At 33.5% G+C, this 24,366-nt stretch carries 18 protein-coding genes; 1 reads left to right on the top strand and 17 read right to left on the bottom strand.

The genetic code is table 11. From position 1 onward, the window contains the following. Window positions 1-19: 19 nt before the first annotated feature. The gene (locus HYN56_RS08700) at window positions 20-1,747 is read left to right on the top strand and encodes an O-antigen ligase family protein (protein ID WP_109191816.1); all 1,728 of its coding nucleotides are present in this window, start codon (window positions 20-22) and stop codon (window positions 1,745-1,747) included. Between the two features lie 23 nt (window positions 1,748-1,770). Here the strand turns inward: HYN56_RS08700 and HYN56_RS08695 are convergent, their stop codons facing one another. The 17 genes from HYN56_RS08695 to HYN56_RS08615 form a co-directional block, all read right to left on the bottom strand. Next, window positions 1,771-2,028, bottom strand: coding sequence for a hypothetical protein (locus HYN56_RS08695; RefSeq protein ID WP_109191815.1), 258 nt, complete (start codon window positions 2,026-2,028; stop codon window positions 1,771-1,773). Then, window positions 2,018-2,560, bottom strand: coding sequence for a DUF420 domain-containing protein (locus HYN56_RS08690; protein WP_109191814.1), 543 nt, complete (start codon window positions 2,558-2,560; stop codon window positions 2,018-2,020). Before HYN56_RS08690 ends, HYN56_RS08695 begins: the two co-directional genes overlap by 11 nt. A gap of 2 nt (window positions 2,561-2,562) precedes the next feature. Then, window positions 2,563-3,249 carry an SCO family protein gene (locus HYN56_RS08685; protein ID WP_109191813.1) on the bottom strand — a complete coding sequence of 229 codons (687 nt, stop codon included), beginning with the start codon at window positions 3,247-3,249 and terminating at the stop codon, window positions 2,563-2,565. 12 nt (window positions 3,250-3,261) lie between these two features. Beyond that, window positions 3,262-3,903, bottom strand: coding sequence for a hypothetical protein (locus tag HYN56_RS08680; protein ID WP_109191812.1), 642 nt, complete (start codon window positions 3,901-3,903; stop codon window positions 3,262-3,264). A gap of 78 nt (window positions 3,904-3,981) precedes the next feature. Further along, window positions 3,982-4,332 carry a cytochrome C oxidase subunit IV family protein gene (locus tag HYN56_RS08675; protein ID WP_091492369.1) on the bottom strand — a complete coding sequence of 117 codons (351 nt, stop codon included), beginning with the start codon at window positions 4,330-4,332 and terminating at the stop codon, window positions 3,982-3,984. A 20-nt stretch (window positions 4,333-4,352) separates the two neighbouring features. After that, complete coding sequence (locus HYN56_RS08670) at window positions 4,353-5,339, bottom strand: cytochrome c oxidase subunit 3 (RefSeq protein ID WP_109191811.1); 987 nt, start codon at window positions 5,337-5,339, stop codon at window positions 4,353-4,355. 42 nt (window positions 5,340-5,381) lie between these two features. After that, the gene (locus tag HYN56_RS08665) at window positions 5,382-5,969 is read right to left on the bottom strand and encodes a cytochrome c oxidase subunit 3 (protein WP_109191810.1); all 588 of its coding nucleotides are present in this window, start codon (window positions 5,967-5,969) and stop codon (window positions 5,382-5,384) included. Window positions 5,970-5,971: 2 nt separating this feature from the next. Further along, window positions 5,972-6,874 (bottom strand): heme o synthase, encoded by a 903-nt coding sequence (gene cyoE / locus HYN56_RS08660; RefSeq protein WP_109191809.1) that lies wholly within the window; start codon window positions 6,872-6,874, stop codon window positions 5,972-5,974. A gap of 157 nt (window positions 6,875-7,031) precedes the next feature. Beyond that, window positions 7,032-9,137, bottom strand: coding sequence for an energy transducer TonB (locus tag HYN56_RS08655; RefSeq protein ID WP_109191808.1), 2,106 nt, complete (start codon window positions 9,135-9,137; stop codon window positions 7,032-7,034). Window positions 9,138-9,156: 19 nt separating this feature from the next. Continuing rightward, window positions 9,157-9,900 carry a deoxyribose-phosphate aldolase gene (gene deoC / locus HYN56_RS08650; protein ID WP_109191807.1) on the bottom strand — a complete coding sequence of 248 codons (744 nt, stop codon included), beginning with the start codon at window positions 9,898-9,900 and terminating at the stop codon, window positions 9,157-9,159. A gap of 114 nt (window positions 9,901-10,014) precedes the next feature. After that, window positions 10,015-10,398 (bottom strand): VanZ family protein, encoded by a 384-nt coding sequence (locus HYN56_RS08645; protein WP_109191806.1) that lies wholly within the window; start codon window positions 10,396-10,398, stop codon window positions 10,015-10,017. Beyond that, a complete protein-coding gene (gcvH, locus tag HYN56_RS08640) occupies window positions 10,391-10,771 on the bottom strand; it encodes a glycine cleavage system protein GcvH (protein ID WP_095927914.1) in 381 nt (126 codons plus the stop codon). The genes HYN56_RS08645 and gcvH overlap by 8 nt, the downstream gene beginning before the upstream one ends. 85 nt (window positions 10,772-10,856) lie before the next feature. Then, window positions 10,857-18,062: a T9SS outer membrane translocon Sov/SprA gene (gene sov / locus HYN56_RS08635; protein WP_109191805.1), complete on the bottom strand. Its 7,206-nt coding sequence runs from the start codon at window positions 18,060-18,062 to the stop codon at window positions 10,857-10,859. A 24-nt stretch (window positions 18,063-18,086) separates the two neighbouring features. Continuing rightward, complete coding sequence (ruvA, locus tag HYN56_RS08630; protein WP_109191804.1) at window positions 18,087-18,668, bottom strand: Holliday junction branch migration protein RuvA; 582 nt, start codon at window positions 18,666-18,668, stop codon at window positions 18,087-18,089. 78 nt (window positions 18,669-18,746) lie between these two features. Next, window positions 18,747-21,038 (bottom strand): NADP-dependent malic enzyme, encoded by a 2,292-nt coding sequence (locus HYN56_RS08625; protein WP_109191803.1) that lies wholly within the window; start codon window positions 21,036-21,038, stop codon window positions 18,747-18,749. 154 nt (window positions 21,039-21,192) lie between these two features. After that, window positions 21,193-21,618: a CBS domain-containing protein gene (locus HYN56_RS08620; protein WP_109191802.1), complete on the bottom strand. Its 426-nt coding sequence runs from the start codon at window positions 21,616-21,618 to the stop codon at window positions 21,193-21,195. A gap of 652 nt (window positions 21,619-22,270) precedes the next feature. Next, window positions 22,271-24,358 carry an OmpA family protein gene (locus tag HYN56_RS08615; RefSeq protein WP_109194754.1) on the bottom strand — a complete coding sequence of 696 codons (2,088 nt, stop codon included), beginning with the start codon at window positions 24,356-24,358 and terminating at the stop codon, window positions 22,271-22,273. Between the last annotated feature and the right edge of the window lie 8 nt (window positions 24,359-24,366).

Below are 24,366 nucleotides of genomic sequence, written 5' to 3'. Positions count from 1 at the left end.
GTTACTTAATTACAGCAAAATGAAAAAAAAACAACTCTTTATTTTTGCAGCACTTTTGCTGTTCTCATTAATGATAAGATTCAGTTTAGGCACTCTGCCATTTTTAAATGGGAAATATATTTACTGGCTGTTTGTTATCGCTGCAGGAAGCCTAGCCTTTTTGTTTCAGGAAAGGAATAGGAAATGGATAATAAATAGATTTGATATTTGTGTATTTATCTTATTTTGTATGGGGTTATGGAATTTTATATATCTGTCTAATGCAAAAGTTTTTAACTTAAAAGTTTGGAATATAATCGCCTATTTGTTGCTATACATAATCTTAAGGCAATCTCTACATGATAAAAACACCATTTTAGGAATCACAAAAACGGTATTTCAGCTGCTATTTTTCGCGGCTATGCTGAATGCTGTAATAGCAATACTTCAAAAAATTCAATTAGTATCATCTGCAAATGAATACTTTCAGGTCACAGGATTATTTTACTCTCCCAACCATTTAGCGCTATTTCTTGCTATTGGCATTTTAAGTTTGATTGAATTAATTAAATCGAATAATTCGCTACTTAGCAAAATACTATTTTACATCTGCTTTGTTATTTTGATTTACAGCTTATATTTAACCAAATGCAGAGGAGCATACACTGCGCTGTTTATTGCGATCCTATTTAATATTATTAATTTTAAAAAAGGCAATAAAGAATCTAACATTTTTAAGAAAGCTCTATATACTTTTGCTATTCTGGTTAGTTTGCTTGCAGTAGTATGGAATATTAATAGATCTAAATCAGAGTCAGTTTCAGGAAGGTTTTTTATTATCAAACAATCATTAGCACAGCTTGAAAATCGATTCTTTACAGGTTATGGTTTTGATTCATTTTCGTTACGATATAATCTAGCAAAGGCAGATTACTTTACAGTTGAAAGATCCTGGGAGGAGATGCGAAATGCAGGTTATATTTACAACGCAAATAATGATTTTTTAGAATTAAGCTATGAATTAGGAATACTGTGGATTACAGTCTTTTTCATTTTTATTATAATGCTGTTTAGTAAAGTAAATAGCAACACTACAAAAACACGTAGTTCCGTGGTTCTTTGCATCATCATTTTTTCCTTTACAAATACGATTCTGCCTCTACCATTATTTGTGGTTTTAGGTTGTGTTTTCGCTGTGTTTATTATTAACGAAACAAAAACCAAGTCTGTTTTTTCTCTAAAACAAAATAATTTATTTACACTTATCTCTTTTATTTTCCTGGTTACATTCTCAACCATTATTGTTTTAAGATTAAATGCAGAATATAAATTGAAAGAGATTTATAATAAAGAAAAAGTTTTTAGTCTAAAAAAAACAGAGAATTATGTTTCAAAAATTGATGCAAATGGAGAACAACTTTTTATTGCAGGCATCATTTTTTTTAAAAACAATTATACGAATGTGGGAATCGGTTATTTGACAAGCGGTTTTAAACAATCTGGAAAACCGAGCTTGGGGAAAAAGCTGGCAAAGCTTTTTGAAAGAATGGGGAACTTTGCAAAAGCGGAGAAAATTTACATTTACAATAAAAATGTAGAACCGTACAGGTTTGATGCAAGAATGGATTTATTTGATCTCTATCTAAAAACAAATCAAAAAGAAAAGGCAAGAGAAATAGCCCAGGAAATACTTTCACTACCAATAAAAATTCCTTCAAAAAAAACAGAACTCTTTAAAGAAAGAGCAAAAAAATATCTAAGAAAATAAACAAAAAAAACAGTGTAAAAAAATTACACTGCTTTTTTCTTTTGATACATTCGATAAATCAAATATCCTATTATTACTACGAGCAAATACGGAATAACCATTAAATAAACAATTCCGTCATTTACCGCTTCTGCCTTTTTAACATTAGAATCTCCAGATAAAGCCGCTCGGCACATAGCACATTGTGCATTGGCTGAAATTCCAATTAAAAAAACACAAATTAGAATAATAAGATTTTGGAAATTGGAATTTGATTTTTGTATTTTACTATTAGTGTACATAATATGGTGAAATCATTAAGTAAACCACTACCCCTGTTACAGCAACATACAACCAAAGAGGAAAAGTGATTTTAGCTATTTTTCTGTGTCTGTCAAAGCGTTGAGCCAACGCTCTAACATAAGTTATTAAAACAAGTGGAATAATTGCAATTGACAATAAAATATGTGTTACAAGAATAAAGAAATACACATAACGCAATACTCCCTCTCCTCCATATTTTGTCGAATCTGAAGTCATATGATACGCTACATACATAACCAAAAATGCAACTGATAATGCAATAGCAAAAGTCATTAATCTTTCGTGTAATTTTTGGTTTCCTTTTTTAATCGCCAAAACAGCCCAAACCAACACCACAGCAGTAATACCATTTGTTGTTGCATAAATTGGAGGCAAAAACGATAAAGGCTCCACATTAAAACCAAAATCTTTTAATTTAACCCCAAACAAAATTGCAACTACAACGGGAATTATAATTGAAACGGCAATAATGAATTTACTGTATTTTTTCTCTAAAGTATTATCTTCCATTTTTATTCTTCTAATAAAATTTTAATGTCTTGCTGAATATCGCGAACTCCTTTTTTATCTAAACCATCGTAATAAATATTAGGATTCCCGAATTCGTCTTTTCTGCAACGAATGTTCCCGTCTTTATCAATTAAGGCAAACAAACCGGAATGCTCAAAACCACCGCTCACTTTATCATTTTCGCCTGCATACAGATTAAAACCTTTGTTTGATAAATCCATAATCACGTTTTTATCTCCTGTCAGGAAATTCCAGTTTGAAGATTTTACTCCTAACAGCTTAGCATGATCTTTTAGAACCTGCGGCGTATCATGATTGGGATCTATTGTAATTGAAACGATTCCAAAATTAGGATTACCGAAAAAAGTCTTTTCAATCTCCAGCATACTCATATTCATCTTTGGACAAATTGAAGGGCAAGTTGTAAAAAAGAATTCTAAAACATAAACTTTTCCTTTATAAGTTTCATTAGAAACTTTTACATTATCCTGATTGGTCAATTCGAATTTTGGAGCCGGGCCAATGGTTAGAAGTTTTGCTTCTTTTGAAGATTTTGCTTCAACATTATCCAGACGGTTTCCTTTTACAACATCTCCGTTTTTAACACGTTCTACGATTTTAGGAATAGCATAAATCCCAAAAATCAAAATGATAAAGGAGATTCCTATGTATGATTTATTTTTAAACATTATAAATGAGTATTAAAGTTGCTTTGTAGCGTTATGATTTTTCTTTAAAGCGGCGCGGTATTCGTATAAAATGATTTTGAAATCATCCAGCATTTCATTACTTAATTCTGAAGGATGAAAAGTGTCGTATCCATCTTTATATTCTTTCTGATCTTTTCTTCCTCTAAGATTACGTTCTTTATCTACAATATAAACATTAGAAGTTCCCAGATTTTGATTTAGTTTTCCTTTTAAATGAAGCTGATCATAAAACTGCTGAATTTCTTCATTTGATGCAAAAACAAAATTCCAGTTTTTAACATCTGTAAAAGGAGATAAAGCATCAACAATTTTCTGTGCTTCTTTTTCGGTCCCAAGCGGGCACAAAATTACAAACTGAAGATCTTCAAAACCATTGTATCGTTTGTAGATTTTTTCATTTAAGTTGAAATAATTCCCTCTATTCTCTAAAATATTTGAACCCGAAAAACCAAGAACAGTTATTTTTTTATCGAGAGAAACTTTTTTTCCGTTTAATGATTTCCAGTTGCCAAAATCAGCCACTTTTGGTGTTATTACAGGAAGTGTTGTAAAACTATTTACACCAGAAGCAAAAAACAAATAAGCTACAATTGGCAAAACAAAAAGTACAAATAGAACTATATTTTTTTTCATTGTATTAACGGAAATTATTGAGGTACAAAAATAAAAAAAGCTCCGTAAATCGGAGCTTCTTTTCGAATTAATATCATGTTAAAAATTCCATTTAATAGTAGAATCTTTAAAAACCCCATAAATATAATGTCCTTCTGTTAACAGAATAAACAATAAATATAAAACCAGGAAGATAACAGGAGAAACTACAGACCATCTAAGGCTGCTTTTTTCACCTTCCATGTGCATAAATGCCCATACAATATAATATGCTTTGAAAATGGTAAGGATATAGAAAATCCAGTTTAACAAATTCAAACCGATAAAATGCGTGAATTCTAATGATGCAGGTTTGTAGATACCTAAAATAACTTCTACTGTAGTTACTACTGAAAGTAATCCGAAAACAAACCAGATTCTTTTTGTATTTGATACGTGCTCGTGTGACATAATAATTAAATTCTAAAAGATTAAACTAGGTAGAATACTGTAAATACAAATACCCAAACTAAATCTACGAAGTGCCAGTATAAACCAACTTTTTCAACCATTTCGTAGCTTCTTCTTTTCTCGTAAGTACCTAATAATACATTAAAGAAAATGATGATATTGATGATAACTCCAGAGAATACGTGGAATCCGTGGAAACCTGTAATGAAAAAGAAGAAATCAGCGAATAATTTATTACCATATTCGTTTCTGATCAAGTTAGCTCCTTCTACTACGTATTTAGCACTTGCTAAATGTTTTTCAGATTCTTCTCTTGATAAAACTGTTTTTTTCTTTTTATCAGTAAGTTTTTCTGTTCTAATTAAAATTTCAGGATGTGCTTTAAATCCAGCCTGAACTTCAGCTACTGTAAAGCTTGGTTGTGATTCTGCATCTTCCATAAACCAAGTTGAGTGGCTTCTTGTTAAAGCTTCTCTTTGTTCTGGCAATTTAACAGCAAAATCAGCTAGAGCTACTCTTTTACCATCTTTATCCACAAATTGAAGTAAACTTCCTCCAACTGTTTCAACTGCTCCATATTCACCTTTAATGAAGTTTTTCCATTCCCAAGCCTGAGAACCAACGAAAATAAGACCTCCAATAATAGTTAAGAACATATAAATTGCAACTTTTGTCTTTTTCAATTGGTGACCTGCATCAACAGCCAAAACCATTGTTACAGAAGAAAAGATCAAAATAAAAGTCATTAATGCTACATAATACATTGGAGCCGCAACACCATGCATAAATGGAAAGTGAGTAAACACTTCATCAGCCAAAGGCCAAGTTTCGATAAATTTAAATCTAGAAAAACCATAAGCTCCCAGAAATCCAGAGAATGTTAAGGCATCTGATACGATAAAAAACCACATCATCATTTTACCATAACTTGATCCTAGTGGCTGGATCTCATGACCGCCTCCCCAAGTTTTTTCGTCGTTGTTTGCAGTAGTAACTGTCGCTCCCATAAAAGATATTCGTTAAAAAGTTCCCAAATTTACGTTTTTTTCTTATTTAAAGAAATATAAAAATAAAAATAAATACACCCACAATAAATCCAAAAAGTGCCAATACATCGCACCTAGTTCTATACCAAGAGTTTGAGTCGAATTGTATTTTTGTTTAAAATGATTATAAATTATAATTAAAAGTGAAATTAATCCGCCTGCAAGGTGTAATAAGTGTGTTACCGTTACTACATAAAGGAAAGTTGTAGTAATTGAACTACCTTCTCCAGTAAAATAATACCCCTGTTCAACGATTTGTCCAAACCCCTGAAATTGTAACACTATAAATAAAATTCCCAAAGCCAAAGTTCCTAAAAGTAGACCTGTAACTGCGCTTCTGCTATCTTTCTGGATGGCTTTTTTTGCCAGATAAAAAGTAACACTACAAGCAATAATCACTGCTGTACTCCAGTAAAACGCAGAAGGAAGTTCAAAATTTTTCAACCAGTCTGCTCTGGATTTGCTTACCACAAATGCACTTGTTAATCCTGCAAACATCATGGTCATACTTACCATTGCAAAAAGCAGAATCAATTTTGCTGATTTAGACTTTCTTACTTGTTCTTCGCTTATTTTCATTGTCATTTCCATAACTATCTTAAAAATTTATCTACTATAAATACAATTTGCAACAGCGAAATGTAAGATACACTTACTAACATTAATGTCCTCGCCGCTTTTGCAGTTCTTAAATTATAAAGTTTAACTGCATAAAAAAGCATCCAAATTCCCAATAGAAACACTAAAACTGCTGTAATTGGAGAAATAAATAATTGTCCTGTAAAACCTAAAACCGGTAATAATGATGCTATTATAAGCCAAATTGTATACAAAATAATCTGCAATGCAGTTCCATTGTCTTTCTTTCCTGTTGGAAGCATAAAAATTCCTGCTTTCTCATAATCTTCATACAAAAACCATCCGATAGACCAGAAATGAGGAAACTGCCAGAAAAACTGAATTAAAAACAAAGTCCCCGCTTCAATTCCAAATTCTCCTGTCGCTGCCACCCAGCCTAACATGAATGGAATTGCTCCCGGAAAAGCGCCAACAAAAACAGATAATGAAGTAACTGTTTTTAATGGTGTATATACACTTGTATAAAGAAATATAGAAATTGCAGCAAACATTGCTGACTTTGCATTTATAGTATAAAGAAGCGCAATACCCAGAATTGTAAGTAAACTTGCTACTAGTAGCGCCACTTTTGGAGACATTCGCCCTGAAGGAACCGGGCGATTTTTAGTACGATCCATTAAAGAATCGATATCTTTTTCAATTACCTGATTAAAAGCATTTGAAGCCCCAACCATGCAATAACCACCAATAGATAAAATTACTAAAACACTCCATTTAAAAGGATGTTCAGAATCAACTCCTAATAAATATCCCGCGATAGAAGAAAACAAAACACTAATAGCCAAACCGGCTTTAGTAATCTCTTTGAAATCCAGAAATATTGATTTGATTGATAATGTATTTTTTGCAGCGTTCAATACCGTTGTTGTTTGTGTATTTTTTTTGAGTGGTGCAAATGTACAAATTAGATTGTAGAATATAAACCTATAAAAATAGATTTTTTTCAATAAAACCTGCACAAAATAAGAACTCACAAATCTTTAACACTATTATTTCGAAAAATCTTATTAAAAATTAGTAATCGAAATACCAGTTAAAAATATCAGAGCGTAATCCGATACTGAACCAGGTTGTACTTTGTTTAAAAGTGGTTGCCGTTTCCTGAGTCGGATCAAAATTTCTATAAATAAGACTTCCAAACAATTTCAGGTTCGTCATTGGATTAATCAAATAACCTCCCTGAATGTCTGCTATAAAAATATTGGTTTTATTTCCCTGCCCTACTTTGACACCGGTATCGTATGGACGATTTACGTCATAACTTTTATAAATATTCCCTCCGTAGTTATAAGAATCTTCGGCTGTATCAAAATCCAAACCTCTTGTTCCCATTGTAAATTTAGCATCTCCAAACAAACGTCCTTTATGATAACGACCTATTAAAATTAACTCCTTAAAGTTTCCTCCCCATTGATGCCCAACACTTTGGTTATTATGTCCGTAGTTGGTAATCACTGCACTATGAGAATATACATAAGGACGAACATGATTAAATTCAACCTGAACCAATAAATCTTTTACATTAAATGCATTGAAATACTTTGCCCCTAACTGAAAACCAAATTTGTTTTTCCAACTTTGATCTCCGGCTCCAACATCGGAAACTGAAAATTCATCGATAAGAAATTGAGAATACAGATTAATACTGTTATTCCATTTGTATTTGCCTGTGATTCCCAAAAGAGCATTTCCACTTTTAGATGAAGATCCAAATTCTACTGCACGATAAAAAATAATTGGATTTACAAAGTTAATATCAAAGCCTCTGTTATTAGAATCTGTCCAGACTACAGATTCAAAAAAACCAAGATTTAATCTATTGGAAACATTCCAGCTTAGATAATGATTAGCCATAAACTTGGTAGCATATGTTCTTTCCTCTGTAACCTCAGGACGAACATCTTTCATCCACATATAGGTATTGGTATATTTTATTTTCCAGAAATTGGTATTGATTTTAAAGTAAGGATAAGGGCTTGCTCCATCTCCTTCCAAAAGTGAACGGTAACCATCTCCAATAAAATTTCGTCCATACCCCAACTGAAGATCAAAAATCTTGTTTGGCGTAAAAGTAATATTAGCATCCGCTAAAGGAAAATCGTAAGCATCTGTTTTAAATCTTTTCGCAATTCCAACTCCCGGAATAATGGCCGGATTTCCTCCGGAAGGTTTAATAGATTCGGCATAATCATTAAAATAACCTGCAAATCTTCCCTGGCTTTCAAAAAATGTAGTCGTAAAATTGATTTGTTTTCCTAAACCTCCTCTAAAATTCAATGCTCTGGTATTTACGTAAGTATATGAAGCATCAAGATCTGAAGCTTTTCCAAGTTGTAAATCCACAATCGGATTTAAAGAAAACCAGTAATCTTCTCCCTGAATCTGAACCATATTTTCGTTCCACCATTTTCTTCCCAGCCAAGATGAAACATTCTTTTGCAAGGATTGATTAACGGCTTTCAAATTATAATATTTCGAAACCTCAGCATACGTATAAGGCTTAGAGGCGGTGTGATTATTACTCCCAACCTGATTCATTGCCGCATCAAACTGCGCATAATAACTATGTGAAAACGGAATATTTAAATGACTTTCAAATTCTGGATTATTGTATTTTTTATACACAATACTATCCAATTCTGTCATTGGTTTTTCGATAGGTTTTAAAATTTCGGCTGCTGCCAAAGCTTCTGCTGCTAATTGTTCCGAACTTTTAAGAGGAATATCAATAGCAATTGTATATTTAGAATAAGTTGCCTTTCCGTTATAAGTTGAAGGTTTTATTTTTGGAAATTTACCAAATACACGTTTAGCTTCTTCGGATAATTCTTCATTTGCTGCCGAAACGTAAATTACTTTAAATTCCCCATCAGCATTTACCTCAAAAAGCACTTTTACTTGTCCTTTATAATTATTTTGTTTTAAATTTTCAGGAATCTGAAAGTTAGCAAATACAAAATCCTGAACTTCTTTATAAAAACAATTTTCCAGTTTTTTACCATCTAAATTTTCACAATTTGAAAAAATCGGAAATATTTCTGCTGTAAAGCCAGACTGCACTTGTGAAGAAGCAATGAAAAATGAAAAAATAAAAACAAGGGACAAAAAAAACTTATTCACTTAAAATATTGGTATTTGTTTAATATTGATTTGGGGTATTTTCTCCATTTGAAATGGCCTTTGCCGCCGAAGTTCCTATACGTTTAACTCCCAGACGAATCATTTCTGCAGCTTCTTCAAACGACCGAACACCTCCTGCTGCTTTTACCGGTAATGGCGAAGCATTTTCAAGCATTATAATTATCGTTGGAACTGTCGCTCCATTCGGAATATTGTCTTCTGTTTTATAAAAACCAGTTGACGATTTTACAAAAACAGATCCAAACTCTTCTTCATTGAAATGAGAAACCACTACATTTTTGATTAAAGCAGATAACTGAATAATCTCTTTATCTGTTAAAGCAGCAACCTCTATAATCCATTTTACGGTTTTATTATTGGCTAAACCAATCTGGGTTCCTATCAGAATTTCTTTTTTCACTAAATCTGTGTAGCCATTTTTAAAAGCTTCATAATTGCAAACAAAATCCAAATCATCTGCTCCGTTTGCAATTGCGTCATTGGCTTCTTTAATCTTAGTTTCGAGACTTGATTTTCCTTCCGGAAAATCAATTACAGTTCCAACCAATAAAACGGAATTAGCTTCTATTATCATTTCTTTGGCTAAAGAAACATATTCCGGGCGAATCATAATTAATTTAAAACCTTCCTGAATGGCTTCGGCAATCGCATTTTTTACCACAATCCTATTTTCTGCTTCAGAAAGACCAGCTTGCGAGGCAGTTTTTAAATAAGTGGAATCTAAATATTGCTTTATATTCATAATAACAGAAGTTGCAGAAAACCAGCACAAAAGTACATTTTATATTGATAAAAAACAGTCTTTTAAAACTTTGATTTTCTTGTACAAAAAAACCCACCGAAGTGGGTTTCATTTTTATATCTTATCGATCTGCTTCTTGAAAGCAATAGCACAAAAAACTGCCATAAACGCTCCAAGTGCATTGGCCAAAACATCTGAAATATCTGCCGCTCTTGTTACTGTAAGAGCATTTTGCAGGATCTCGATTGTAATTCCAAAAAAAACAGAGAATATAAACGAAATCAAATACGCTTTATAATCATCCGCTTCTTTTCCTTTTAATTCTTTTTTGAAAAACAAAATCCACGAAATTGTAAATCCAAAATGAAAACAGAAATGTACAATTTTATCCAAACTTGGGAAATTAACTACCGGCAAGTTACCCGAATCTGTTAAACACAGATAAGCGATAATTCCGGAACAAATAATTGCCCAGATTAATAAGAGTTGTTTAGGCACCGATTAATTCTTTATAAGCCTGGTCAGATAATAAAGTATCAATTTCTGAAGCATCAGCAATCTTAATTTTAATCATCCATCCAGCTCCGTAAGGATCAGAATTTACAGTTTCAGGAGCACTCTCTAAATCTTCATTAAAAGCAATGATTTCACCTGTTAATGGTAAGAATAAATCTGAAACTGTTTTTACAGCCTCAACAGTTCCAAAAACCTCATCTTTTGAAAGTGTCTGATCTAAAGTTTCTACCTCAACATACACGATATCCCCTAACTCTTTTTGTGCAAAATGAGTAATTCCTACAGTCGCAACATCTCCTTCGATGCTAACCCATTCGTGATCTTTTGTGTACTTTAAATTTGCTGGTATGCTCATAATAGTATGTTTGAAAATTGATAATTTAAAATTTAAGCCACAAATGTAATAATCTTCTAATGAAATCTAGTTTAGAAACCTAAAATTAATTTCCAAAATTATAACGAAGTGTGAAACCTGATCTAATGTTCGTTAAAGGGAATGATGTTGAAATCACAGCTTTTGAGAACGAATGATCATAATAGAATATCGCGGTTAAGTTTTTACTGAAAGAATAATCAGCCGTTAACTTTAAAGTCCATATATTCTGTCCCGCTGCCAACTGATTATTATCGTAATCTAAATATCGAACTAATGTTTCATTATTTCTAAATGAAAAATCTGCTTTTAAATTAATATCACTTTTAATAATTCCGGTTGGATTGTCTGCGAGTCTTGAGGAGAAAATAACATCTTTAAAACGATATCCTAAACCTATAACATATTCTACTCCTTTTACCTCTGTCAATAAGTTATTGTCAAAACTCATAGACAAAGCACGGTCCTTTTTAACCTCTGTTAACAAACGGAAAGAATTCTTCAACTCAAAATCAACTCGTAGAAGCGGACTAAACTGCTCCACTAAATTGACATTTGACATAATCGTTTTATTAAAGAAATTGGTATTAACATCTTGTCCGTTCGGAGTTTCCAAATAATCAAAATTAGATCTAAACTGACTAATCGTATAAGACGCTCTATAATTATGTTGCAAAGAGAAACGCTTAAAACGATCTTTAAAATACTTGTAGCGCATCAGACCGTTATATTTCACCGACCAGTTCGGGATTGGAAAACTCCTGAAAATCCCGGTAGAACTCTTTTCAGCATCACCTCCAGTATATGCTGCCAGGAAAGACGGTAATAATACAGCCTGATTACTTTTCGTAAATCCTATAGGATAACCAACATTGGCTACATATATTTTATAATTTGGATCTGTCTCTGCCGGAATTGGATTATTTACATCACCATATCTCGGAATTTCGGCACCCGCCCCATAATGCTGTTCTGCTAAACGGTTTGCAATAATCAAACGATTACTTCTAAAATCATCAAAAGCAGAAGATTCCGTTTCTGTACTTGTAGCAAAAGCTGTTTTTATCATTACTGTAGAAATAGAGAACATTCCATAAGTATATGGAGACAACGGCTTATAAAACAATTGACCAATAGAATCTCTAACTGTATATTGTTCTGAAGAGTTTTCAGAATACGAACGATCCATTGCCAAATCTATTTTCAAATCAGGAAACAAATCTACGTTTGCTGTAATTTTCAAAAGTTTATTGCTTACCTGTGTAAAGTTCTGATTAAAATTCTGGTAATCCGTTAACCATCCATTTTTAGCCGCTTCATAACGCACATCATCCTGACTTCCAAAAATAAATCCTAAAGATGGTTTTGATGTACCAAAGAAACCAACTCCCGGAACATAACCCGGTAAAACAGTTCCGCTATTTTTGGTGTAATTAACCTGAATGTTTTTAACACTGGTTAACACGCCAATCAAGCCATCATAAAAAGGGCTACTGCTTGTAACGGGTTTCGCGGTGTTTACAATTTTTTCTCCTGGTTTAGGTGGACCGGCAGGTTTTGCTTTTGCCGCAGGTTTTCCTCCCGGAACTAAACCTAAATACTTATACAATAAATTCATATTTAATGTTGTAGCAAAAGTATTCGAATTCGCATTCTGAATTGTATTTCCTAAATCCCAAGGCGTGCCATTTTCATCGATATATTGAGACATTGCCGTAGAAGATCTCTGCCAGTTATAATCAGCAGTATAAGAATAATTTGCTTTTACAAAACTAAAAATCGGAATTTTATTGATTGGAATTTCATAGTTTAAAACCAACTGTTGCAAATGCTGATTTGGAATACCAATATCAAAATAATCATCCCAGATATTAAAATCCTCTTTTGGTGTATTATCATCATTCAGGAAGTTTCTAACAATATTATTAGAAGCTGCTGTATAATTTAATTTTAACGATTTTGTCAAATTAAATCCGAAACCATACTGATAATTAAAGGCAAAATTTCTTCTGTACAACGGATCAAGACCGATACTTCCCTCTTCTAATTCCACCTGTCTGTATTGCTGACGGTTACTTTGTCTGATGATATTGGTATTAAAAGAAATGTTTGAAGGAAGATAATTAAAATTAAAGTCGCTCAGCATTTTCCAATAATCACTTTTCTTCATGAATTTGTTTTGCTTAAACGGCACTATTTCTTTTGGCTGGAAAGTATAAGCATAGTTTACAGCTGTATTAGACTGTTCATCTTCATAAGTTTCAACTTCATAATCATGTCTTTCCACCTGATTATACGATTGAGAGAATGTAAAATTCTCCACATCGTAAACATGAGGTTTCTGCTCTGGCGCTCTGTCTTTTCTTACTCCAATAAAATTAATACTCTTACGTTTAGTATAATCTACTGCACGTTTTCTTATATTATCTTTTTCTGCCGGATCTGTAGTTTCTGCGATTAATTGTTTTAACTTGATATCCTGATTAAATGGATCATATTCCGGAGTAATAACTTCTTCTCCAATGGCATAATTAAACGGAAGATTAATACCCCATTTTTTAGGCATTAATTTCCCTAAATTAATATTGGTTACAATGTTATACTGCTGAATATCCTCACGATCTCTTTCATTTGCTCCTTGTTCCAGAGAACCAAAACCAATCGTACTCTTTTTACCGGATGCAGACAAAGTCATCAAATCGGCCATGTTGGTATCTACGTTCAATAAAGCTGCCATACCGCCTTTATTTTCAAGATCGGACATACGAAGTTCATTAAACCAGAATTCTCCTTTCAAATCCTTATGATCTGCCTGGCTTTTTACTCCGACCATTAAGTTTCGGACTAAACCGAAATTAGGATTTCCTTTTATACCTAAAGTTAATTTACTGTCTTCATCTCCTCCTTCAACGCTTGGATCTTTATCAGGATAATAAATACCATTAATATCTCTTCTGGCATCATTAGGACCAATTTTCATTCCTAAAATTTTCATTCTTGTCAGCAATGACATGGCTAAATCAATATTATTCTCGTCCATCCATACCAAATCCGGGCTTATAGCTGCAGAGCCTCCCGTTTTAGTCACTTTTAAAGGAATTTCAACCTGATAGAAGTTATCGGTAAGGTCATTTCCAAAACGAATAAATCCTATCATTTCATCGTCTTCTAAAGGAACTTCATTTCTTATAGATTCTGCGTGTAAAAACATTTTTAGCTTTTTATACTGTCGCATATCGACACTAACGCTTTTAAACGCTCCTTTTGCATTTTGATATTGTAAACCAGACCCGCCAATTCTCAACGCTAGTGACTGTTCATTTTGATTAATGATTGTATTGTTATTATACAACTGCTCTCTTTGAACACCTGGAGGAATTACATAATTTACAGGTTCTTTTGTTCCATTTTCCTGAATGTTTACTGCAGCTACATCAAATTCAACACCATCATTTGTTGGATTAGTATAATTTGCATCTAATAAACCAGTGTATTTTCTCCACTCTCCTCTAACTAAATCTAAAGATCCAAAACGCACTGTCATTTGATCATTAAATCCGGTCATAAACATACGCATAAAACGAATTGATCTAAAATCCGTAATATTTCCAATTGTTTTTTGTGGCTGAGAAACCGGAATTTTAAACTGAATCCACCTTGCATTGGTCGTACTTCCGTTTGGAAGTTCGACAGTAGTCGGACGAACATCTGTAACATATTTATCTCCTACATCCATTCCCGGCTTTATATCAATACTATATTCGTAATACGCATTGATAGTACTCATAGTATTGTCACGATTGATATCTTCAACATCAGGAAGTGTAGTAGAACCACGATTTGGATCATCTACGCTTACTGCAGAGTTATTTTCTGTTCCGTTATAATTTTTATAACGATCTAAAACTCCTCCGGTCGTATTTAAATAATAGGTATAATCGTCTGCTGCCGGATCGACTTCACCTGCATAATTGGTATAAACAGACCCCTCTCTTGAACTTGGCAAACCATCTAAACCAACATCCTGATTTTTACGATTATCTGAATTAGTATCAAAAGCATAGATTAATGATTGTGATGCCGGAACATCTCCCCAGATTGGTTGTGGATTTACCATAACCTGATCTGGACCTAATCCGTTTTCATATTGTTTTCTTCCGTCTTTAAGAACGTCTTCGGAAACTTCACCTAAATTGAAATAGATTTTTCCACTATTTCCCGGCTGAGCCTGTCCATTTCCAACATAAGGATCCAAAACCCAAAACTGAATATACTCAACATTACCCTGCTCAAAATTGGTTGAATTCAGAGCACGCATAATACCTCCAAAATTAGTAGAAGGATTCATCGTTCCGAAATCAGGATTATTATTATATGGTCCTCTTTCTGATGGGTAATACGTTAAATCGAGTGTATTAATAACCTGAATCTGTCCCTGAGCAATATCGGTATTTGGATATAACTCACGACTGTACACCCTTCTAGTAGAGTTTAAAGACAAATCATCATTTGAAATACCTGAAGGTTTTGAAGCATAAAAAACAGGATCAATTGTATACCAGGAAAGTTTTGCACGTTTGTAACCGTATTCTAATGTATTATAATTGGCATTAAAAGTATTATCCGTTATATCGTTTATCATTGGTGTCGAAGCCAAACTCCAGGCATAAGCAGATCTCATATCGATTGTGGTTTGAGATCCTTCAAAATCATCAATATAAATTGTAGCTTCTCCTTCAAAATCACTTGCTTTTGGAGCATCCGGTTTTAGAAACGCAACTTCTCCACGGATAGAAAGATTAGAAGGAACATCTGTATCCACATTTGGGAGTTTGTTGGCTAATCTTGTTAAGAACGGAACTTCTGTTGAATAATTTCCGTTAAAACCAAAAATGGTATTATTTACAGATTCTTGTCCATAGCTTGATTTTTGGGTAAAAGGACGTTCTGTCATCTTTAAGAACGTTCCACCAATAACAAATTTTTCTGAAATTTTATGTTCGATATTGAATCCCATAAACCTTCTGGTCTGTTGTCCAAAAATGGAATTATTCTCTAACGAAACTTCAATTGGAGTATTAGAAGCCTGAAGCGACGGATCTAAAATCTGTACTCTTCCTAATTGATAATCTACACTATAATCGATCCCTTCAACCAGTACTCTTCCTGCTGCGGTTACCACAACAGATCCCTGAGGCACATTGAATGCCCCAATTGGAATACCATTACTTCCTGACGATTTGTATTTCCCTCTAAGCAAAAACTTATTTTTCTGTCCTTCCTGTAAAGCGGCAGCCTGAGTATTTCTATACATATTCTGGAATACATATTTTTTCTGGTTGTCGTTGTACGTCGTTGGATCATTATAGTTTCCACCTCCTAATTTTCTAAATAAAAGCTCTCCAAAAGGTTCTTTTGTGGTAAAAATGATTCGGGCATTTTGTACATCCACCGTTACTCCCGGAACATAATCAAAAAAACCATCTCCTCCTGTTTGAGGGTCATTATTATAATTTAATCTGTCCAGATTGAAAACATTTAGTAAAGGTGTTTTCTCTACCATATCATCCGGTGCCGGATTTGCCGGAAACGTTGTCCCTGTTACCGGTGTAATATAATTGATCGGCGAAGGATCTGTGTACAGAATATTAAGTCTAAAATCTTCTTGTTTGATTTGGTAAGCCTGTGGAATTTGATACACGTTTTTCATCATCAGGTTCCAAACCGGATTTTTAACGTTTGTCAAACTACTTTTCAGCATTTTTAAAACCAAACTCTGTGTAATTACAGCCTGATTATTATTGTTGCTTCCTGTCACAACAGTTGCATCTACACCATCACTACCAAATTCCCCAACCTGATAGACTTTTCCTCCTACTGTATATTCAAACGCAACTGCTAAAATTTCATCATTGGCCAAACGTTGCTGTAACGAGATATACCCTAATTGGGCATTAAACGTATATTCGTTTGTGGTTAACTTTCTGGCATTTTCCAAGATCGAATAATCTGTTCCTTCAGCTACATTTGTATTATTAAATCCGGAACCGGCTGTAACAATTTCTCTAATATTAGAATTTAAATAACTTCCAGCTTTTCCTATAGAAGCCGGATCGTATTTATTATTGGTATTGTCTGTTGGAGAATCTATACCATTATTAAAAAATCCTGCAGGATTTGTAATTACTACTACTTCATTATCCGGCACGCCCGTTACCTGGCCTTCACCTAAATCCTGAAGTGCAATAACATTTCTTAAATTGTTACTTGTCGTGGTTACTCTGTTTTGTTTATTGGTTACCCATACTTCTATTCTTGTAACCTGAACACGGCTATCAATAAGCGGATAACTTTTCAGAGAAGCATCATATTTATTTCTAAAATATTGTGATAAGAAGAAATGTCGGTCATTATCATAGTCTAATGCAAACAAATCGAAGTTCTGAACTGTCCCTCCACCTTCTGCGACTATACTTTTGGTTTGAGACTTTTGTTCTGAGAATACTCCCGTAACTGTAGTTTTACCAAATTGCAGCTGTGCCTTAACCCCAAACAAACTTTGCGCACCTCTAATCAATGTACTGTTTAATGGCATGCTAACATTCCCCACTTCTACTTTCTGAACGATATCATCTTCAGAAGGTGTGTAAGCCAGTTTAAATAAGTTTTGAAATGCAAAGGTTGATTGTGTATCGTAGTTGGCATTAACTTCCAGACGAGTTCCGATTTTCCCCATTAAACTCATACTGATTCTCTGATCAAAATCAAAAGTTAAGCTGGATCTGTTTCTTGGTGAGAATGAAGGATTATCTTGTTTGGTATAACGCATCCCTAAGTCCATTTCAACTGATCCTGTGGGTTTTACATCAATGGTATTACTTCCAAAAATACTTTCGAACAGACTTGAATTGATATAATATCGTGGAAGTAGATCTTTTTTAGCAGCTTCTGCTCCTGTTTTTTTGCCATCAATGGCATCCATTTTTTTTCTGAAATAATTTCTTCTGGATTCTTTTAGAAGCAAATCTTCGTATTCCTGAGGCGTCAGAATTAAAGGATAGTTGATAGAGAAACCATCAACAGAGTTGGTATAAATATAGCGATCTGTGATAGGATCGTATTTGTAAGCTGACAATACACTTGGGGGATCTTCAAGCTCAATTTTACCAACTGAAAACTGAGTTTTAGTTGTATCTTGAGTTGCCGGGGTAACCTGCGCACGCAAAACATTACCGCAGAGTAAGACCAGCAACAAAATACAAATTTTACGCATAGAATTCTTTTATATGAAATGAATTTATAAGCTTTTTAAAGCTTTCTTGATAATTGTTTCTACAGTAGCTTCAGGATCTTCCTTCACAATCTTTTCTACTACTTTTTCAGAAGCTTTTCTAACAAAACCCAGAACTTCTAGAGCAGATAACGCTTCATCTTTGTTTCTATTGTTTTGAACTGCAAAAACTTCGTCAATATCGTACAATTTAACAACTTTATCCTTTAAATCAAGTATAACTCTTTGTGCTGTTTTGTTTCCAATCCCTTTAATGGACTGTATTATGCCAACATCTCCGGATGCAATAGCATTTATAATTTGTTTTGGTTCTATTGAAGAAAGCATCGTTCTGGCAATACCAGCTCCGATTCCCGAAACAGAAAGTAACATTCTGAAAATTTCACGCTCCGATTTCTCAGCAAAACCATATAAAGTATGCGCATCTTCTTTGATTTGAAGATGCGTATACAATTTTATATTTTCAGAATTTGGTAATAAAGAGAAGGTATGCAAAGATATATTTACCTGATAACCAACACCTCCACAATCAATTACAACCTCTGTCGGATTTTTCTCTACTAATCTTCCCTGCAAATGTGCTATCATAAATGTATTTTATTAGTATCAAATATAACAAAAATGCCATAAAACTACGACAAATTTATCCAATCCCAACAGGAACGTTTATTGTGTTACTTTATTCTTTTTACTTTCTTTTTCCTGTGCATCAATAACAGCAATGGCTGCCATATTTACCATTTCTTCTACGCTTGCGCCTAATTGGAAAATGTGAACTGGTTTACCCATACCCATCATAATTGGTCCAATTGAATTCACTTTGTACAATTCTTTTAACAATTTGTACGTGATATTTGCCGATTCCAGATTAGGAAAAATCAATGTATTTACTTTTTTACCAGCCAGTTTAGAGAATGGGAATTTTTCTTCAAGCATTTCCTGATTTAAAGCAAAATCTGCCTGAATTTCTCCATCCACAATCATTTCTGGGTGGTTTTTGTGCAAATAAGCTACAGCTTCTCTAACTTTCGAAGCACTTTCGCTAGTTGAAGAACCAAAGTTTGAGAACGAAACCATCGCAATAACCGGCTCAATTCCAAACATTTTTGCTGTTTTTGAAGTCATAATTGCAATATTAATCAAATCTTGTGCAGATGGATTAATGTTAATTGCAGTATCTGATAAAAACATTGGCCCACGTGAAGTAAGCATCATGTTTGCAGTTGCAATAAGTGATGCATTTTGTGCTTTCGGGATTAACTGCATCATTGGTTTTACAACAGAAGGATAACTTCTTGAATGTCCTGTAACTAATGCATCAGCTTCACCTTCATTCACCATCATGGCTGCAAAATAGTTTCTTTCGCGCATGAATTTCTCTGCGTCTAATTTCGAAACTCCTCTGCGTCCTCTTGTTTCCCAAAAAGATTTTGCAAATCGGTTACGTCTTTCTGCTTCTTCATCAGTTTTAGGATCAATAATTTCTAAATCAGCATCAAAACCTAATTCTTGCTTTAATTCTAAAATAACTTCTTTGTTTCCTAATAAAATTGGGAATCCAATTCCGTCTTCATATACAATTTGCGCTGCTTTTAAAACATTTAACTGATCTGCTTCAGCAAAAACAATTTTCTTAGGATCTAATTTTGCACGGTTTGTAATTAAACGAACCATTTTATTGTCATTCCCCATACGCTCACGAAGTTTATCTTCATAAGCAGCCCAGTCTGTAATAGGATTTTTTGCAACTCCGGATTCCATTGCTGCTTTTGCAACCGCAGGCGCAACAACTGTGATCAATCTAGGATCAAATGGTTTTGGAATAATATATTCTTGTCCGAAACCTAATTTTGTAGCTCCGTAAGCAACGTTAACCTGCTCCGGAACTGGTTCTTTTGCTAAAATGGCTAAAGCTTTCACCGCCGCCATTTTCATTTCTTCGTTAATTTTTCTGGCACGAACGTCCAATGCTCCTCTAAAAATATATGGGAAACCTAAAACGTTGTTTACCTGATTAGGAAAATCTGAACGTCCTGTCGCCATAATAACGTCTTTTCTTGTTTCTACAGCCAGATTATAATCGATTTCCGGGTTTGGATTTGCCATTGCAAAAACGATTGGGCTCTTAGCCATAGAAAGCAACATTTCCGGAGAAAGGATATTTCCTGAAGATAATCCAATGAAAACATCAGCTCCTTTTACCGCTTCTGCTAAATCTATTTTAGCGCCATCAATAGCGTATTTTAATTGTAGTTCTGAAAGTGAAGGATTGTCTTTTGTTAAAAGTCCTTTACTATTAAACATTAAGATGTTTTCTACTTTTACTCCTAATGAAACATATAAATCGGTACAAGCAATTGCTGCCGATCCTGCTCCTGAAACTACCATTTTTACATCTTCGGCTTTTTTTCCTGCTAATTCAAGCGCATTGATTAAAGCTGCTGAAGAGATAATTGCTGTTCCGTGCTGATCGTCGTGCATTACCGGAATGTCTAATTCTTCGATTAATCTTCTTTCGATTTCAAAAGATTCCGGCGCTTTGATGTCTTCAAGATTAATTCCTCCAAAAGTTGGAGCGATATTTTTTACGGTCTGAATAAATTCTTCAACATTTTTGGTATCTACTTCAATATCAAAAACGTCAATATCAGAGAATATTTTAAATAATAAACCTTTTCCTTCCATTACAGGTTTTCCTGCTTCCGGGCCAATATCTCCTAAACCTAAAACTGCTGTACCGTTTGAGATTACGGCAACTAAATTACCTTTTGCTGTATATTTGTAAACGTCATCAATGTTTTCTGCAATTGCTAAACACGGTTCTGCAACTCCCGGCGAATAAGCCAATGATAAGTCTCTCTGGGTTGCATATTTTTTTGTTGGAACTACCTGAATTTTTCCTGGAGTCGGTTCTGCGTGATACAGTAACGCTTCTCTTTTTTTACTCTCTTTGTTCATTATTTTAGCTTTTATTCTAGCTTACAAAGATATAAGTCTTGTTTTAAAATGGCGTCTTTTTAGCATTTTCTTTTCCGAAATTCCGTTTGGATAAATAAAAAAAGTCCAATAGAAATTGGACTCCTTTTAAATTTTTATCGTTTTTGGGCATGCTTTATTGAGAAATATAAGAATTCAAATGCTGAATGGTATCTTTCTGAATTTCGATGATTGCCTTAACTACATCGCTGATCGAGATGATTCCAACGACGATTCCATCTTCGAGAACTGGCAGGTGTCTTATTCTTTTTTCGCTCATAAGTTCCATACAATCTTCAAGATTATCTGAAAGTTTTACTGTGAAAACATTACTTTCCATAATCTCATGAACAGAAGTTTCTTTGGAAGATTTATCTTTTAAAACAATCTTACGGGCATAATCTCTTTCCGATAATATTCCTTTTAAATTATTGTCGTCAATAATTAAGATTGCTCCAATATTTTTTTCTCCCATTACTTTTAAGGCTTCATAAACCGTTAAATTGGAAACAACAGAATAAACATTTCTTCCTTTTGCTTTAAGTATTTGATCTACAGTCATAATGAAAAGTTTTTAGGTTTATAAAGTTAAAATAAAAACCAACACAATCTGCAACGAAATCGATTTTTTAAAAACACAACTAATTCATTTTAAACAAAATACATCAAAATCTAAATTTTCAAAATTATAACGTAAAGAATGAAATTTTTTAGAATTGTTTTTTGATGAAAATTTGATTTTTTAACTTTTACCGACGAGTAACTCCTAACGGAGTTATTTCATTTTTATAGTAATAAAAATTACTGTAGAAAAAAATCTGAAGTAGCGACATTTCGCCCCGCTGGGGCTTTTTAATTGTAAGGGAAATATTCATTATAGATATTTCAAAAATTCCGGAGGAATGAAAAATATTGTAGCAACGGATTTCAATCCGTTGAAATAAATTGAACAATTTCAAATGAGTTCCATAGGAACGGTTCATTTGTTTGCTAAATATGTGTTGAACCTAAGGCTCTTTAATCTTGGGTTGTCTATTTAAACCGGATTAAAATCCGGCCCTACAAAATGTTCCGAGCCTAACGGCTCTTTTATATCAATATTATTTTTCTACCGACGAAACATTCTTACGGAATGATATGCTGATAATGTAAATTCTAATGTTAAAGAAATAAAAAAAACCTTTCCTAAAATCTAGAAAAGGTTTCAATTTATTTTACATTTCTACAACAATAAACTCGCTTCGTCTGTTTAGCTGGTGTTCTTGTTCTGTACATTTTACACCATCTGCACATTTATTGACTAATTGTGTTTCGCCGTATCCTTTAGCCGTCAATTTGCTTGGATCTACTCCTTTGCTTATTAACCAGTCTCTCGTTGACTGCGCTCTTTTGTCTGATAAAATCTGATTGCTTTCAGATGAAGAACGGCTGTCGGTATGCGAACGAATATCTAATTTTAAATTCGGATATTGGTTAAATGCTCCTACCACTTTCATTAATTGCGGTTCTGACGATTTTTTGATTGTTGCTTTTCCTAAATCAAAAAAGTTCATCGGAATATGAAGTAGTTTTACTAAATCTGCTCCAATGTTAATATTGGCAACTTTTACAGGTTTTACTACTACTTTATTAACTGCGATTTGTTTTACTTCAATTGGTTTAATGATTTTTTGAAGTGAAATTGGGAAATCTGTTTTACCATTTTCTTTCTTCAAATTAACCGAAACATCTTTGCGATTATAGCCTTCTTTAACCACTCTAATTGAATATTTCTTTCCGCATTTTACTTTGTTAAAGACATAATGTCCTTTTTCATCTGATTCAATCGTCTGTAAAGTATTGAAATTCTCATCGAACAAAACAAGAGATGCATTTGCTACAATTTCATTAGATTCCGCATCTGTAATTAATCCTGAAAGCTCTTGCTCGCATACCAGTCTTTTGGTTTCAGTAAATCTATAAATATCATCCAAGCCATGTGAACTTTCTCTGTTTGAAGAAAAGAATCCGTTTCTGTTTCTACTATCAATCGTAAAAGCAAAATCATCTTGCTTACTATTTACCGGCTGTCCTACATTTTGGATATCATCGAATGTTCCGTCGTCATTAATTTTGGTCACATACACATCAAGTCCTCCTAAGCCTTGACGTCCGTCAGAAGAAAAATACAATTCGTTTTCTCCAGATATAAACGGAAATGTTTCTCTTCCTTCTGTATTAATAACTGCACCTAAATTTTCGGGTGTTCCAAAACTTCCGTCTGCATTAATTGCTGCTTTATATAAGTCCGATTCACCTAAAGTTCCCGGCATATCCGAAGCAAAATATAATGTTTTTTCGTCTATACTTAAAGCCGGATGTGCCGTACTGTATTGGTCACTATTAAATGGTAGCTCTTTTACATTTTTCCACTCGTTATCAACCAATTCTGCTTTATACAATTTTAAAAGTGTAACCTTTTTACTGTTTTCTCCTCTTTTACCATCAATGAAATTATTTCTGGTAAAATACATTGTACGTCCATCCTTTGTAAAAATTGGAGAAGATTCATTGTATTTTCCGTTGTCTCTTTTGTGAAAAGGTTTTACTACGCCAACACTTCCGTCAGGCAATAAATCTGCTGTATAAAATTTAGAGAACGATTTGTTCATCCATTTAAAATTCGTTTTAGCTATTCCGCCCGTATCTCTTGCAGAGGTAAAAATAATTTTATTGTCGTAAACAGTTCCGCCGTAATCTGAAAAATTAGTATTAACCCCGGCATCAGCAATTTCATATCTGCCAGAATTGGACTTAATTTCGGCTAAATAATTTTTGTCATTTCTAACCAAAGCAGCTCTATTTTGCGAAGTCGCTTTTGTATTGAATATCTCTAAAATTTTATCTGCTTTTTCATAATGCCCTACCGATTTTAAAGATTGTGCATATCTATACAAATAATCTGGCAGTTGCTCTTTATTTATTCTGAAAAGCTCTCCATACCATTTTTCAGCATTTCTTAAATCTCCGGTAAAATAATACGAATTGGCCAATCTTTGAAATACTTTTTCGTCCTGTATCCCTTTCTTTAAGATATGCTTATATGCTTTTACGGCATCTGCATACTCGTAATCATCGTATTTTTTATCTGCTTTGCTTATCAGCTTTTCATTTGCTTTTTTTAGTTTTTCTTCTTTTTTTGCAAGTTTTGCCTGCTTACTACTTTTAGCTTTATCTTCTTTGTTTACAGTTTTTGTCTGCGCATTTAACTGGAAAAAAAAGCAAACTAATAAAACTGTATAACCTATTTTTTTAATTTTCATAACTGGCA

It is taken from the genome of Flavobacterium crocinum (assembly GCF_003122385.1).
GTDB lineage: Bacteria > Bacteroidota > Bacteroidia > Flavobacteriales > Flavobacteriaceae > Flavobacterium > Flavobacterium crocinum.
The sequence above is the reverse complement of the archived record's forward strand: the minus strand, read 5'-3'. Positions and strand labels throughout refer to the sequence as shown.